Origin of the sequence: Stutzerimonas stutzeri, from assembly GCF_000590475.1 — a bacterium.
GTDB classification, from domain to species: domain Bacteria; phylum Pseudomonadota; class Gammaproteobacteria; order Pseudomonadales; family Pseudomonadaceae; genus Stutzerimonas; species Stutzerimonas stutzeri_D.
The window spans coordinates 3561037-3575203 of record NZ_CP007441.1; the positions used below are offsets into that span (position 1 = coordinate 3561037).

General features: G+C 58.8%; 12 protein-coding genes and 1 tRNA gene. 8 read left to right on the forward strand and 5 right to left on the reverse strand.

All coding sequences use genetic code 11. The features are described 5' to 3' along the window. Nucleotides 1-11: 11 nt before the first annotated feature. The 3 genes from CH92_RS16160 to CH92_RS16170 form a co-directional block, all read right to left on the reverse strand. Nucleotides 12-1127 (reverse strand): metallophosphoesterase, encoded by a 1116-nt coding sequence (locus tag CH92_RS16160; protein ID WP_025242810.1) that lies wholly within the window; start codon nucleotides 1125-1127, stop codon nucleotides 12-14. Between the two features lie 493 nt (nucleotides 1128-1620). Then, nucleotides 1621-1815 carry a hypothetical protein gene (locus CH92_RS16165; protein WP_025242811.1) on the reverse strand — a complete coding sequence of 65 codons (195 nt, stop codon included), beginning with the start codon at nucleotides 1813-1815 and terminating at the stop codon, nucleotides 1621-1623. A 70-nt stretch (nucleotides 1816-1885) separates the two neighbouring features. Next, nucleotides 1886-2788 carry a LysR substrate-binding domain-containing protein gene (locus CH92_RS16170; RefSeq protein ID WP_025242812.1) on the reverse strand — a complete coding sequence of 301 codons (903 nt, stop codon included), beginning with the start codon at nucleotides 2786-2788 and terminating at the stop codon, nucleotides 1886-1888. 101 nt (nucleotides 2789-2889) lie between these two features. On the opposite strand from CH92_RS16170, the gene CH92_RS16175 reads away from it, so the two are divergent. From CH92_RS16175 to CH92_RS16190, 4 genes are all read left to right on the forward strand, one after another. Next, on the forward strand, nucleotides 2890-4098 hold the full coding sequence (locus tag CH92_RS16175) for an MFS transporter (protein ID WP_025242813.1): 1209 nt from the start codon (nucleotides 2890-2892) through the stop codon (nucleotides 4096-4098). 21 nt (nucleotides 4099-4119) lie between these two features. Further along, on the forward strand, nucleotides 4120-4920 hold the full coding sequence (dkgB, locus tag CH92_RS16180) for a 2,5-didehydrogluconate reductase DkgB (RefSeq protein WP_025242814.1): 801 nt from the start codon (nucleotides 4120-4122) through the stop codon (nucleotides 4918-4920). Nucleotides 4921-5059: 139 nt separating this feature from the next. Further along, nucleotides 5060-5136, forward strand: a tRNA-Met gene (locus CH92_RS16185). Between the two features lie 76 nt (nucleotides 5137-5212). After that, on the forward strand, nucleotides 5213-5443 hold the full coding sequence (locus CH92_RS16190) for a hypothetical protein (RefSeq protein WP_025242815.1): 231 nt from the start codon (nucleotides 5213-5215) through the stop codon (nucleotides 5441-5443). A 117-nt stretch (nucleotides 5444-5560) separates the two neighbouring features. Here CH92_RS16190 and CH92_RS16195 read toward each other — a convergent pair whose 3' ends face one another. Beyond that, entirely contained in the window at nucleotides 5561-8380 is a 2820-nt protein-coding gene (locus tag CH92_RS16195; protein ID WP_025242816.1) for a TrlF family AAA-like ATPase, read from the reverse strand. 266 nt (nucleotides 8381-8646) lie between these two features. Here CH92_RS16195 and CH92_RS16200 point away from each other — a divergent pair, with 266 nt between their 5' ends. Beyond that, nucleotides 8647-10005, forward strand: a complete 1359-nt coding sequence (locus tag CH92_RS16200) for a DUF4041 domain-containing protein (protein ID WP_025242817.1) — start codon at nucleotides 8647-8649, stop codon at nucleotides 10003-10005. Between the two features lie 282 nt (nucleotides 10006-10287). Here CH92_RS16200 and CH92_RS16205 read toward each other — a convergent pair whose 3' ends face one another. Continuing rightward, nucleotides 10288-10692 carry a VOC family protein gene (locus tag CH92_RS16205; RefSeq protein ID WP_025242818.1) on the reverse strand — a complete coding sequence of 135 codons (405 nt, stop codon included), beginning with the start codon at nucleotides 10690-10692 and terminating at the stop codon, nucleotides 10288-10290. A gap of 58 nt (nucleotides 10693-10750) precedes the next feature. On the opposite strand from CH92_RS16205, the gene CH92_RS16210 reads away from it, so the two are divergent. The 3 genes from CH92_RS16210 (at nucleotide 10751) to CH92_RS16220 (ending at nucleotide 14157) form a co-directional block, all read left to right on the forward strand. Beyond that, on the forward strand, nucleotides 10751-11053 hold the full coding sequence (locus CH92_RS16210) for a putative quinol monooxygenase (RefSeq protein WP_025242819.1): 303 nt from the start codon (nucleotides 10751-10753) through the stop codon (nucleotides 11051-11053). Between the two features lie 202 nt (nucleotides 11054-11255). Beyond that, nucleotides 11256-12497, forward strand: a complete 1242-nt coding sequence (locus CH92_RS16215; protein ID WP_025242820.1) for an OprD family porin — start codon at nucleotides 11256-11258, stop codon at nucleotides 12495-12497. Nucleotides 12498-12561: 64 nt separating this feature from the next. Further along, nucleotides 12562-14157, forward strand: coding sequence for an argininosuccinate lyase (locus tag CH92_RS16220; protein WP_025242821.1), 1596 nt, complete (start codon nucleotides 12562-12564; stop codon nucleotides 14155-14157). The last annotated feature ends 10 nt before the right edge of the window (nucleotides 14158-14167 follow it).

Sequence of the window (14167 nt, forward strand, 5' to 3'; positions counted from 1 at the left end):
ATGTCAGCCCGCTATGTGGCGCTAACCAGGCTGATCCGAGTGATCTCTGATGGGGCGCCAAAGCGCAGCGGCGGCCCCCAGTAACCGGTGCCGCGGCTGATATAGATCTGCATCTCCTCGACGCGCTGCAGGCCTGCTACCCACGGCTGTTGCCAACGTACGAAGTGCATCCACGGCCAAAACTGCCCGCCGTGCGTATGGCCGGAAAGCTGCAGGTCGCAGCCCACCTCCAGCGCGGCCTTGGCCGAGCGCGGTTGATGTGCCAGCAGAATGCGCGGCACATCGCTGGGCGCACCGGCGAACGCCGCGACCGGATCGCTCCGGTGGCTAGGCCGGAACAGTTCGGCCGAATAGTCAGCGATGCCCGCTAACACAAGTCTGGCGTCGTCGTGCTCGAGCTGAACATGACGATTGAGCAGCACCAACATACCCAACCGTTTGAATTCGGCGATCCAACTGTCTGCACCGGAGTAATACTCGTGATTGCCGGTCACCACGTAGACGCCGTGACGCGCGCTTAGCTGAGCCAGCGGGGCGATGTCGTCGGCCAGGTCGGCAACGCTGCCGTCTACCAGGTCGCCCGTGATGACGATCAGATCAGGCGAGAGTCCGTTGACCCGTTTCACGATCGCATCGATATACCCCTGCTTGATCGTCGGACCGACATGGATATCGCTGAGCTGCACGATGCTGAACCCCTCCAGCGCGGCGGGCAGATCTCGCAAGACGATGTCTCGCTCGACCACCCGGGCCGTGCGCCGCGCATTCAGCACGCCGAACAGCGTCACCGCCACAACCGCAACCATTACAGCCAGTGCCGAGCCATGCGCGAAGCCAGCCGGCTCCCAGCCCAACAACGATGCCAGCGCCAACGCGAACGCACGCAGCAGCGAGAATACCGCCAGGCTGGAGAAGATCCCCATGGCCAGCAACCCGGACCACGCCAACAACGCACTGCCCGAACCTCGTACCAGCACGCCATAGCGCATCAGCACGGCCGAAAGCGCGAGATAGGCCCACGCCAAAACACTGCCGGGCAGTCCAAGCGATAAATCCGGAATCAGCGTGACGCCGACAAACACATGCAAGCCAATCAGCAGCACGCCAACCAATAACCGCCTGTTCATGCGTTACGTCTCTTGAGAAGGAAGGGCATTGTTACGCAGACAGCCGGAAGGCTGCGTATCGATTCGGAAAGAAGTTGGTGTGCTTGCTCACGACGGCGCCTGCACCGCCTAAGGCGGACGCAGTATTCGCCGCATAGAATCCCGTCACGCTGGCATGAATGCGAAGGCCGGCCTTCCTGAAATAAAATGACCGCCACGCCTGACAGAAGCGTCATCAGTATGCTCGCCGCAAAGCCTCTCGACAGCATGCCTATATAAAATCCTGGGGCGATCCACAAGGCGCTCTATATAACGTCGCGTCGGCAAGCGCCGCAGCGCTGCCTGGCAGGTGAGAAACGGCGAATACGTGAAACCCAAGCATCAGAGCGCGGCACAGATACTGACGTGCGCTGCGCTTGATGGTGCCTAACTGTCGCGGTCACGAACTATCGGACGATCCCGCGTTAGGACAGATCGAATCACTGACATCGATGAGCCACCAAGCGTCCAACGGTTACATCACGCCCGGATCCGGCATCGGGTCCGGTGGCGGCGGCTCTTTCTCCAGCTGTTCGAGCACTTCGTCCGGCAAAACGCCGCCGTCGTCCAGCTCGGTGTCACTTTCGGCGTCGTCGAGGTCGTTCAGAGGCGATTCGTCCGCTAGCCAGGGATACAGCGGCGGATCGCTTGGAAGGATAGTGCTGATCATGAGGATCTCCTCGCAGGTGTGCCTGCTGCGTTAGGCAGGCCCGGGCTGGCATGGTTCGGCCCGGTCGTCCCTAGCGTGTCCACTCCTGCTCGCCCAAGCACTCGCTCAGGTAGTCAAGGAAACAGGTGATGCGCGCGGCGAGCGCTGTATTGCGGTAGTACACCGCATGGATCGGCTGAAGCACCCTGACGTTCGCCTCGGCCAGCACCTCGACCAACGCGCCTTCGGCGCGATCGCGCGCAGTCATGAAGTCCGACAAACAGGCAATGCCCTGGCCGGCGAGCGCCAGATGCCTCACGGTTTCACCGCTCGATGCCCAGACGCTCGGCACGATGGGCCAGGCTTCGCCGAGCGGATGACGCAGCGGCCAATGGTTGAGGCTTTCCGGCTGGGTGAAGCCGATCAGACTGTGCTTCGCCAGGTCCTCGACCTGCTGCGGCATGCCGCGCTGCGCCAGATAGTCCGGGCTGGCCACGGCACGAATCCGACTGCGCCCCAGCGGCCGAGCATGCAGGGTGGAATCACGCAGCGGGCCATGGCGCAGCGCCAGGTCGGTGCGATGTTCCAGCAGGTCGATAATCTGGTCGCTGCTGTGCAGTTCCAGTTCAATGTCCTGATAACGATCACGAAACCCGCCAATCAGCGGCACCAGCACATGCAGCATGAACGGAGCGGAGGCATTGACCCGTAGCCGCCCAGCCGGGCGCTGCAGGCGCCGCGACATCTGCTCCTCGGCTTCTTCCACCGCTTCAAGAATCCGTTTCGCCTGGGCCAGAAAGGCCGCGCCCTCCTCGGTCAGCTCCAAACGCCGCGTCGTCCTGCGCAGCAATGTGGTCGCAAGTTTTGTTTCGAGCCGACTCAATGCACGGCTGACGCCCGAAGCGGTTTGCCCCAACTGCACCGCGGCGCTGGATATCGAGCCGGTATCAATGACCGCCGTGAAGGCCTGCAACTCGTCGAGCGTGGTTTTCATCTGTGACTCGCAGTCAATTATGTTTGGCCTGAGACCCGGTTTTTCCGCATGAGTCTGCAGTACACACTGCGCGGCATGCAATCCAACCGGAGTTTCATCTCATGCCCATCGCTCTGCTCGCGCTAACCCTCAGCGCATTCGCCATCGGCACGACGGAGTTCGTCATCGTCGGCCTCATCCCCACCATCGCCGGTGACCTCGGCGTCAGCCTGCCCTCCGCTGGGCTGCTGGTCAGTCTCTACGCACTTGGCGTCGCGGTCGGCGCCCCGCTGCTCACCGCCTTGACCGGTAAGGTGCCGCGCAAGCTGTTGTTGCTGTCGTTGATGGTGCTGTTCACCGCCGGCAATCTACTGGCCTGGCAGGCGCCGGGTTATGAGTCATTGATTCTGGCGCGCATCGTCACCGGCCTCGCACACGGCGTGTTCTTCTCCATCGGCTCGACCATCGCCACCAGCCTGGTCTCGAAAGAGAAAGCCGCGAGCGCCATCGCCATCATGTTCACCGGGCTCACCGTCGCCCTGGTCACTGGCGTGCCGCTGGGCACCTTTATCGGCCAGCAGTTCGGCTGGCGCGAGACCTTTCTCGCCGTGTCGCTGCTTGGTGTGATCGCTTTTATCGGCAGCCTGATCTTCGTGCCACGCACCATTCAGCACAGCAAACCCGCCTCCATCGTCCAGCAACTGGCCGTCCTGAAACAGCCGCGTCTGCTGTTGGTCTACGCGATGACTGCGGTCGGCTACGGCGGCACCTTTATCGCCTTCACCTTCCTCGCGCCGATCCTGCAGGAGATCAGCGGCTTCGGTGATGGCGCGGTGAGCCTGGTGCTGTTGGTTTATGGCGTCTCGGTGGCGGTGGGCAATATCTGGGGCGGCAAACTGGCCGACCGTCGCGGGCCGATCAGCGCCCTGAAGTTGATTTTTGCGCTGCTGGCCGCCGTGCTCTTCACGCTCACCTTTACTGCGGCCAACCCCTGGCTGGCGCTGGCGACGGTTTTGTTCTGGGGCGCGGTCGCGTTTGGCAACGTCCCTGGCCTGCAGGTCTATGTGGTACGCCAGGCCGAGCACTACACGCCGAACGCCGTGGACGTCGCCTCGGGCCTGAACATCGCTGCATTCAACCTTGGCATCGCCGGTGGCGCATGGCTCGGCGGACATATCGTCGCGTCCATCGGGCTGATCCATACCGCCTGGATCGGCTCGCTGGTCGTACTGATCGCCCTGGCCCTCACGTATTGGAGCGGCCGGCTGGATAGCCTCGACACGAGCCCCGGCAGCGACACGCAAGACTCGGCCTTCGCCGCCTCGCATTGATCAATCACACAGGAGAATTTAATGACCATTCCCGCTTTCGGCCTCGGCACCTTCCGCCTCAAGGGCCAGCAAGTTATCGATTCTGTGAAAATGGGCCTCGAGCTCGGCTATCGCCACATCGACACCGCGCAGATCTACGAGAACGAAGCTGAAGTCGGCCAGGCCATTGCCGAGAGCGGTGTGCCGCGTGAGGAGCTGTTCGTCACCACCAAGGTCTGGACCGCCAACTTCGGCGCCGATCGGTTGATTCCCAGCCTTGAGGAAAGCCTGAGCAAACTGCGCCTACAGCAGGTCGACCTTACCCTGGTGCACTGGCCCTCGCCGAACGATGAACTGGCGGTCGCCGACTATCTGGCCCGCATGATGGAAGCCAAAGAGCGCGGTCTGACCCGCGCCATCGGCATCTCCAACTTCACCATCGCCCATATGCAGCAGGCCATCGATGCCATCGGCGCCGAGAACATCGCCACCCATCAGGTCGAGGCACATCCCTTCCTGCAGAACCGCAAGGTGGTCGACTTCGCCCGCAGCCATGGCATCCACATCACTGCTTATATGCCGCTGGCCTACGGCAAGGTGATGCAGGACGAGGTACTGCAACGCATCGGCGAAAGCCACAACGCCAGCCCCGCGCAAGTCGCCCTCGCCTGGCTGCTGCAACAAGGCTTCGCCGTCATCCCCTCCTCCACTAAACGCGAAAACCTCGTCGCCAACCTTGCGGCTCAGGCGCTGCGCTTGACCGATGAAGAAATGCAGCAGATCGCCACGCTGGATCGCAACGAACGCCTGGCCAACCCCGGCTTCGCGCCCAAGTGGGACTGATCGGCAGCAAAACGGATGCGCCACCACGCATGCGCCAAGGGCCAACCGGTGGCGCAGCATAAGCATTTGATAGACGGACGAAAAATCACGGAAGGAGGGTTGACAGCCACAGGCGCGACGCGAATAATGCGCGCCACTTGGCTACGTAGCTCAGTTGGTTAGAGCATAGCATTCATAATGCTGGGGTCCGGGGTTCAAGTCCCTGCGTAGCCACCAAATTTAAAAAGGGTTCAGCGAAAGCTGAGCCCTTTTTTGTGCCCGCCGTTTAGCCAAACAGCATCGAGAGCGCACCATGAGAGACGACTTCGACAACATCCGAGCCGAGCGCGAAACGCCCTATCGCACCGCCGCTAATCCTTCATCCAATCAACACGCCGGGCTCTGGAAACAGATTGCCATTGGCATCGTGGTTGGGCATCTGTCGTTGGGGTTGATGGGTGCGGTGGTTTGGATGGTTGCGGCGCAGGTGCTTGTTGGGGATTTGCAGATCAATGCACCGTGGAGGCCAAATGCAGGCACCTGATTATGTGCAGGAGCAGCGGACGAAGGTGCAACCGTGCCGACAAAGCGACCAAAACTTGCCAAGGAGTACCGAACCACATGAAGTCTGATGGCGCTATCACGTAGTTACGCGTTGTCCCTAGAAATGGTACTTGTCGAATCGGCGCTTAAAAGCCTCTGCAGATCCTTCCATAATGTCCAGCACCGCTGTGGCCGTATCAGCCCGATCCAAACCACCTGCTGCCAACTTCGTGCCCCTTCCTTTGGTTACCTCTAAGGCATACACCAGGTCGGTGTCAGCATTCACGGGAAGGTTGGCGTTGTGCGTGGCCAGGATCAGCTGGCGCTGGTTCTTTACTTTGCGTAGCAAAGGCACCAATTCGCGATAAATGAAGTTGGAATCCAGCTCATCCTCTGGCTGGTCGATAACAATCGGTCCCTCCCCCTTTGCCAGCAGCAAGTTCAATACCGCCGTGTTTCGCTGCCCCTCTGACAAAGCCTGGCTCTGCACGCTGCCAACAAACGTTTTGTCAGCCCGATACAGTTCAATATCGACGCGCTCCTCGACCCGTGTCAGTCGAGCGATTCGCCAAAACTCTGTCTGACCTTTCACGTAGCTCTTTAGCTCGTCTTTGTATTCCAGCAGGGCCAGCGGCAACTCGCGTCGCTCAGCCATCACCTCACGAATATGCAGCCAAGGCGAGTCTGCTGCCTGCTGCGTCGCCTGCTGATGCTGTGAGAAGCTTTCAAACAATATCTTGCCAATGTACTCCCAAGCTCGTCCCAAGCGGCTGCGGCCATCGGGCGCCATGAGACCCCAAGCCTGGAGAAATCCCACGGCGTCTGCCATTTGCTGGATGACCACACGAATAGAGCCTTGAGCCCTTTCGTTGATCTCAAGGGCCGTTCTCTCTCGAACGGCAAACTGCCGGCCCCACAGTGCGCTCATTTCCTCCAGGGCGTTATCTAAACGGTCGCGTTGCGGAGCAAGCGCACCGAGACGCTCCTCCTTCTTCTGCAGTGACTGCAGCTTGGCCTGACGAGTTTTATCGATCTCCTGCAGCCGCGCCACATCCTGTGGCTGCAGCCCTCGCTCGCGACAAGCCAGAAGAAACGCCCCCTTGGTGCCCTCCAGCTCCCGCGAAACCAGATCCCAACCATCGCCGTAGTTAAAGAGCTTGGTCGCATCTTGCCGAAGCTGAGCGGCCAACGCGGCTACCTGCGCTTGGTATCCCTCCCGTATTTTGACAGCCTCGCGGGTGAACTCATTAAACCACTCCGGTTTGGGCCAGACCTGCACTTGACTGTTATTGAGCACTCCCCGAGAAGACAGATCTTCAGCTAGCAGCGCAAACCGCTGAATGTCCTCATTGATCTGAGTACGAACTTGTTCGACGTAACGCCGAGCTGATTCTGCGTATTGATACTGCTGCGCTTCCTCTTGAACCTCACTCCGGGCTTTCCATTGTCGATTAAGCTCCTGGACCTCCTGCTTGAGGACCCTGATCTCTTCGGTCAAAGCACCAATCTGATCCATACCCGCAAAAAGCTGCTGGATCTCCGCTCGCAGCGTGTCCTCCTGGCCTTTCAGCCCTTGGAGTTCAACGGAGCAAGCTTCATCGATCATTTCCAGTAGGCTGTCCCCGCCATTTATACCCGTGAGCTCACTGAGTTGCTGTTGGCTATAAAACTGCACGGGAAGCTGCCGGAGAAATATCCCGAGGTCATGCGCCTCTCCCTGAACTAACACATGCCCTTCTCGCGGCTTCAGTGAGATGACATCCACTTGGCCTGGAATGCTCTCCCAACCCACCTGAACTTCCGCATCATCTGTAAAGGTCGCTTTCACCCGCTCGAATTTCGCCCGGGTAGAAGCAGAAAAGGAATCCCCTTGATCGCGGCCGAACGTGAACCGCAATAGCTCAAGCGCAGTAGACTTGCCCGTGCCCCGCCCGCCAATCAACGTATTGAGATTCGGTGAAAAATAAATCTCCTGATCAGCGAGAAACTTGAAACCACGGCATCTCAGAAAAACGATTCGCGGGTGCGTTTGCTCGTCTGAGGGGCGGGCTTCTTGTAGGCGAAGCCGCGATTTACCGTCGAGAAAAGCCTGACGGAGCGAGCTGATCGAGGGCTTTGAAGACTTGACCCAAGTGTGGCGGTAGCCCAAAGCATTTTGGAAAGGATTACCTTCAACATCTACTTTCAGCGACTTTGCATCCGACGACCGTACGTATGCGGGTTGCCGTCCAACACGCGACCAGTCCTTGTTACGCCCCTCCAATATCGAGCGGTATTTCTCGGACATTGGATAACCTGTCACCTCAAGAGCCAAAAGCCCTGGCAGCTTGTAGTCATCGATATTACGGGCGGCTGAAAGCAAGCCATCTTGCTGATCAGCGTGCGCGGCAATCACTATGCCGCCATGATCCTTCTGCACTATGTCCAGCAAGGTCTTCAGGCTAATTGCCTCGTCCCCCCGCCGCAATGCAGTGGGCATACCAGCACGAAAGCGCTGATTCTCCGCCAGCCCCAATTTGATCAGAATCATGTTTACCCGCCGCAGGTGACTCACCTTGGTGGCAGGCTCAAACAGACACAGCACGTGGTAGCCGATATCTACCTCAAAGCCCGGCAGAATGCAGAGCGGCGGACGACCCAGCTCCCTGGCAACAGTCTTGTTCTGCTCGATAAGGTGGGTAAGAAACCAATCGCGCGGCTCTGTCTTCTCGGAAAAATTGTGATCGGTGATACCGATTGCCTCGAGCTCCAACGCGTGGCACCGATGCAAAAAGCGCTTGGCCTTGCATTGGATATCGTTCTCGTTGGGCTCGCCGTCTTGCATTGGCCTGCGTGGGCTTAACAGGCGCATATCATCATCAGCCCAGTGTCGATTGTCCTCCGGCGTCTGGACCTGGAAGTCCATTTTGAACCAGCGCATGCCCTGGTATTCGCTCACTCCAACCTCCTTGCCCTCAACGTCTTGATCTTTCTGATTTCACAGTTGCCCACTAAATCAGATTGCTAAACCTATCTCGTCATAGATAGTGGCACTGCGACATTGGGTCGACTTTACCTTATCCCTGAGTCGCCTGGGTGGGTGTCATTCTGCTTCCGGCTATAGACAATTGCGGGGCAACTCTCGCCGCTCGGTTGCGCTATAAAGGCTCCAGATTGGCGCTCAAGACTAAGCATCTTTTCGATTCAGCAACGAGGAAGGAACCTATGTCCCTTAGTGACTATTGGAACGGACCGGCACATCGTCAGCGCGCGGATGATCTAGATATCCAACTTACGGACCTGCAGGCGCGCTATGCGCAACTGCAAGCGCTTAACAGGAAGATCGGCGCCATGGACGTGCTAGAAGTCCGGGCTCTGATTGAGCAAGAGAAAGCGAAGCTTGCCGCGGTACGCCAGGAGATTCAAAGCGCCGAGCAAGAGGTGGTAGCGCTGGCGCAACGCTCCTCCTATTTACAAGGGCAGATCCTTGTATGGGAGGAAACGCTTCTTCTGGAGAGCTTCGCGCTCTATGAACCTAAGTTCAAGCTGAACGCCAGCCATGAATACAAGTCCCGGCTGGACGGTGTCCGTGAACACCAGAAGGCAATGATCAAAGCCGGCGCAGCTGCCACCGGGAACATGGCCTGGACGGTCAATGGTAGTCAGGCTCAGGGACGTAAGCTCGTAACCGACATGATTAGATTGGTGATCCGGTCGTTCAACAACGAAGCAGATTACTGCGTGGATAACGTTAAGTTCGACAATGTTGAACTGGGCAAAAAGCGAATCCTCAAGTCGTTCGAAGCCTGCAACCGCCTAGGCAAGATTATGGACGTGGAGATATCACGCAAATACCTGAACCTCAAAATCGATGAGCTGCACCTTGCCCAAGAGTTTCAAATCAAGAAGCAAGAGGAAAAGGAAGAGGCCAAGCGAGCCCGAGAGGAGCTGCGGGAACAGCAAAAATTAGAGCAGGAGATTCGCGCAGCCCGGGAGAAGATCGCTAAGGAGCACAAACATTTTGCAGCCGCTATTCGTGATCTCCAGGCTCGCCTGGACAAAGCAGAATCCGAGGAGGAACGCACAACTATCTTGGCGAAGCTGGTTGAAGTTGAAGCGGGACGAGCGGCGCTAGAAGGCGAAGAGAAGCTCATTGACTATCGTGAACAAAATGCGAAGGCGGGGTATGTATACGTGATATCTAACATAGGGGCATTCGGGGAGGGTATATACAAAATCGGTATGACTCGCCGTCTCGAGCCGATGGCCCGCGTCGATGAGCTGGGCGACGCATCAGTGCCGTTCTGGTTTGACGTGCATGCGATGGTCTTCTCAGATAACGCACCTGCATTGGAAGCGAAACTGCACGAGCGCTTTGCCGCAGGCCGGCTCAACAAGGTCAACGGGAGAAAAGAATTCTTCCGCGCAAATATTGCCGAGATCGAGGCTGTCATTCGGGAGAATTACGACGCCGCCGTCGAGGTCAGTCACGAAGCGCCAGCTGAGCAATATCGCGAGAGCGTGCGAATGGAAATGCCCAACGTCGTAGTTCAGCAATCGGAGCAAGCTACGGCACTGAGTTAAGTCGCTGGGTTGGATGCACGTGCTTTGGCCTCGGTTTTTCTAGAGGCCTATCTACTCAAGACAGTAAGGTAGAACGCCTGTACCTGCCCCCGGAAGCTGCCTCTGTAATATCCCGCTGTTGTCCGCTGCCAAGCCCCACGCTACCTCGCGCAACTCCGCTGTCAATCACCCCGTGTTGGTAGCGGCGAACACATCAGCGGCGCAGTTCGATCTCGCCAGGAGTGTTTGATCGCCTATAGCCACCCGGCCCAACGCCGCTACAAGCCCTGCTCGCGCTTCACCTCAACGCAGCCGCTGCCCCGATATCGCCGGATGATAAAGCGGCTGCACGGTATTCCCAGCCGGGTCGAGCATATGAAAACTATGCGCCCCGTCGCTATGAGCGAAGGGGCGATCCAACAGCGTTACGCCTTGCGCTTTCAGGTATTCGTACCAAGCATGTAGCTCGTCGAGGCTATCGACGATAAAGCCGTAGTGATCCATTGCCTGGATGCCGCTGCTTTTTTCCCGTGCGCGGCCGAGAGAGAGGTTGTCGTTGCCGCAGGTCAGGTAGACAAGATCCTTGCTGGCACGGTTGAGGATTTCCATACCCAGCACGTCGACGTAGAAACGTTCGCATTCTTCAAGGTTCGGGGCAGTAAGCGCCAGGTGACGCAGGCCATTCAGGCGGCCGGGACGGGTTGGCATGGCTTGATCCTTTTTTGTATACAATCAAGCCACAACCATAAAACAAAACAGGATGCTTATGTACTGTCTCATTTTGAAAACTCAGCTCAAGCCTGGCTCGTTCGCTCACTTCATGGAGGCTATGCGCGTCAATGCCACTGCTTCGGTGCAGAACGAGCCGGATTGCCTGGTGTTCGATGTCGTGCAGGATCTGAATGACCCGGATCTGGTGTATCTCTACGAGCTGTACCGCGACGAATCGGCCTTCGTTTACCACAAGACCACCGAGCACTTCTTAAAGAGCCGTCCGCTGGTAGGCGAATACATCGTCAAGCAAGAGGCCATGAAGGGCCGCATGGTCAGCGCCAATAGCAAGCGCTGAGTTATTCGGATCTCAGATGTGGGAGTGCTTCACTTAGTACAGGGAACCGCATCGTCCGATCCACGCGTCCATACTTGATAGATATCCATATCAGACGATCTATATATTTTTAATCCCACGCGTTGGTAATTAGCATCGCTCAGACGCTGCCGGTCCTGTACCGGCAGCGTCTACCTCCAATAAGAATAAACAGGAGACAGTGATGCTCAAGTCACCGAAGCCGCTCGCTGCGGCGATAGCGGTTGCTGCGCTGGGTGCGGGATTGCCGGGTGTGGTCATGGCGGAGTTTCTGGCGGACAGCAAGGCAACGCTGGAGCTGCGCAACTTTTACCACAACGCCGATTACCGGCAGGACGGCGCCAATCAGTCGAAGCGCGACGAGTGGGCGCAGGGGTTCCTGCTCAATTACGAGTCCGGTTTCACCGAGGGTCCGGTGGGGTTCGGGATCGATGCGATCGGGCTGCTCGGCGTAAAACTCGACTCAGGGCCGGAACGGCAGAACACCGGGCTGTTGCCGGTGGGCGACGACAAGGCGCCGGACGAATACAGCCAGCTCGGCGCGGCGGCCAAGCTGCGCTATTCAAAGACCATCGTCCGTGTCGGCACCCTGATGCCAAAGCTACCGACGGTGCTACCTAACGATTCACGCCTACTGCCCCAGACCTTCCGGGGCGGGATGCTGACTTCAAAGGAGATCGACGGGCTGACGCTCAGCGCGGGCCGTTTGACCCAGAACAGTCTGCGCAACTCCGCTGCCAACGACGACATGCTGGTATCAGGTAAAGGCATAAGCGGCGGGCAGGCCAGCGACAAGTTCGATTTCGCCAGCGCCAGCTACCGCTGGAACAAGAACCTGACCACGGGCTACCACTACGGCCATCTGGATCAGAACTACAAGCAGCACATCTTCAACCTGGTGCACGTCTTGCCGCTGGGCGAGGATCAGGCGATCAAGAGTGATCTGCGCTTCGCCCGCTCCACCGAGGCGGGTAACACCAATGTCGACAACGATGCCTTCGGCGCCAAGTTCACTTATCAGCTCGGCGGCCATGCGTTCGGTGCGGCGTTTCAGAAGATGAACGGCGAGACGGGCTTCCCGCACATCAATGGCACCAACTCCTATCTGGTCAACTACGTGATGATCTCGCCGGACTTTGCCAGCCCTGGCGAGAAGTCCTGGCAGGTGCGTTACGACTATGACTTCGGCGCCATCGGCATTCCTGGGCTGAGCTTCATGACGCGCTATCTGCGTGGCGATGATTTCGACGGCCCTGGCGGACGCGACGGCCGCGAGTGGGAACGCGATACCGATATCGGCTACGTGTTCCAACAAGGCGCGCTGAAGAACTTCGGTGTGAAGTTGCGCAACGGAACCTACCGGAGCACGGGCAACGACATCGATCAGACGCGCTTCATTCTCAGCTACACGCTGCCACTGCTGTAACGAACCCGCCCCATGCCATCCCGTCACTCGCACGGGTGACGGTGTCGCTAAACAGGAGATGAACATGATCACGCAAAAAACGCTGCTTTCCCTGGCCGTCGCGTTCGCGCTGAGCGCCAGCCACCTGTCCGTACAGGCTGCGGACACGTCCGACCTGCCCTGCCGCACCACGGCCGAATGCGCGGCCGAGGCGGCAAAAATCGGCGCCACGGTCGATCGCTCCGGCGCCAAGCAAGGTAAGCACGACGACCAGTTCACCTGGGTCAACCGTATCAACAAGGCCTCTGTCGTCATGTTGACCGAAGAAAAAATCATCAGCCGTCAGCAAGGCCGTGAGATTGCCCGCGGCGTTAAACACGTCATCGATCAGGCCGGCAAACCCGACGGCAAGAAGCCCAGTGACGTGCTGCAGATCGAGCGAATCATGATCGACGAGATAGGCCCGCAAGCTTCGCTGATCCACTCCGGCCGAAGCCGTCAGGACATGTACGCCACCTATCGCCTCGCCACGCTGCGCAGCCAGTTGTTGGATTACACCGATGCAATGAACGATACCCGCGCGAAGCTGCTGGAACTGGCGAAAGACAATGTCGACACCCTGATCCCGGCCTACACCAATGGCGTGCAGGCGCAGCCGATCACCTATGCGCATTATCTTTTGGCTTACGAGGCGGCTTTCGAACGCGACGCCCAGCGCATCCGCGAGCTGTACGAACGCCTGAATCGCAGCCCCATGGGCACGGCGGTGCTGGCGAATTCCGGTTGGCCGCTGAACCGCGAGCGGCTGTCCGAGCTGCTCGGCTTCGATGACGTGCGGGAAAACTCGCTGGATGCCGGGCAGGTTTCGACCTATGACATCCCCATTGAAGCCGCCGGAATTGCCTCTTCATCGGCGATCCGCATCGGCGCGATGCTGGGCGACATCCATACGCAGTATCACCAGATCCGCCCGTGGATGTTGCTCGAAGAGGGTTCGACCTACACCAGCAGTGCCATGCCGCAGAAACGTAATCCCGGCTTGATCATGCGGGCGCGGGAGTCGGCCTCGGACGTGGTTGGTCTCGCGCATACCGTCACGCTGCGCGCGCACAACGTGACTACAGGGATGACGGACTACAAGTTCGCCTTCGACGGGCTCGGGCTGTTCGATAGTGCGCACGAAATGTTCGTCCGCACGGGCAAGGTGGTGGACGCGTTGGTGATCAATCCGGAGCGTGCGCTGGAAGAACTGGAAGCGGAATGGACCACTTCGATGGAGCTGGCCGATACCCTGGAGCGCGAGCACAAGGTGCCCTTCCGTATCGGTCACAGCTTCGCCTCGGCGGTGGTAGGCCATGCGCGCAAGGAAGGCTTCGTGCCGGCCAACTTCCCCTACGCCGAGGCGCAGCGGTTGTTCACCAAGGCGGCGGAGAAGTACCAATGGAAAACCCGCGCGTTGCCGCTGAGCGAGTCGGCCTTCCGCGCGACGCTGTCGCCGCAGAACATGGTCAAGACCCGTGTCGGCACCGGCGGGCCGCAGCCAGCGGAGGTCAAGCGCATGCTTGATGAAGCCAACCAGGCGCTAGCTGGCGACCAGCACTGGACCAAGGTGCGCCGTGATCGGGTTGCCAAGGCTGAAACCGAGCTGGACAAGGCCTTCAACGCCCTGTTGAAGAACTAAGGGCTGCACG

What these genes read in the sequence shown, in the direction of transcription:
- dkgB (WP_025242814.1), top strand. Translation starts at nt 4,120, where the DNA reads ATGACCATTCCCGCTTTCGGCCTCGGCACCTTCCGCCTCAAGGGCCAG.
- CH92_RS16160 (WP_025242810.1), bottom strand. Translation starts at nt 1,127, where the DNA reads ATGAACAGGCGGTTATTGGTTGGCGTGCTGCTGATTGGCTTGCATGTG.
- CH92_RS16220 (WP_025242821.1), top strand. Translation starts at nt 12,562, where the DNA reads ATGATCACGCAAAAAACGCTGCTTTCCCTGGCCGTCGCGTTCGCGCTG.
- CH92_RS16200 (WP_025242817.1), top strand. Translation starts at nt 8,647, where the DNA reads ATGTCCCTTAGTGACTATTGGAACGGACCGGCACATCGTCAGCGCGCG.
- CH92_RS16165 (WP_025242811.1), bottom strand. Translation starts at nt 1,815, where the DNA reads ATGATCAGCACTATCCTTCCAAGCGATCCGCCGCTGTATCCCTGGCTA.
- CH92_RS16205 (WP_025242818.1), bottom strand. Translation starts at nt 10,692, where the DNA reads ATGCCAACCCGTCCCGGCCGCCTGAATGGCCTGCGTCACCTGGCGCTT.
- CH92_RS16175 (WP_025242813.1), top strand. Translation starts at nt 2,890, where the DNA reads ATGCCCATCGCTCTGCTCGCGCTAACCCTCAGCGCATTCGCCATCGGC.
- CH92_RS16170 (WP_025242812.1), bottom strand. Translation starts at nt 2,788, where the DNA reads ATGAAAACCACGCTCGACGAGTTGCAGGCCTTCACGGCGGTCATTGAT.
- CH92_RS16210 (WP_025242819.1), top strand. Translation starts at nt 10,751, where the DNA reads ATGTACTGTCTCATTTTGAAAACTCAGCTCAAGCCTGGCTCGTTCGCT.
- CH92_RS16215 (WP_025242820.1), top strand. Translation starts at nt 11,256, where the DNA reads ATGCTCAAGTCACCGAAGCCGCTCGCTGCGGCGATAGCGGTTGCTGCG.
- CH92_RS16190 (WP_025242815.1), top strand. Translation starts at nt 5,213, where the DNA reads ATGAGAGACGACTTCGACAACATCCGAGCCGAGCGCGAAACGCCCTAT.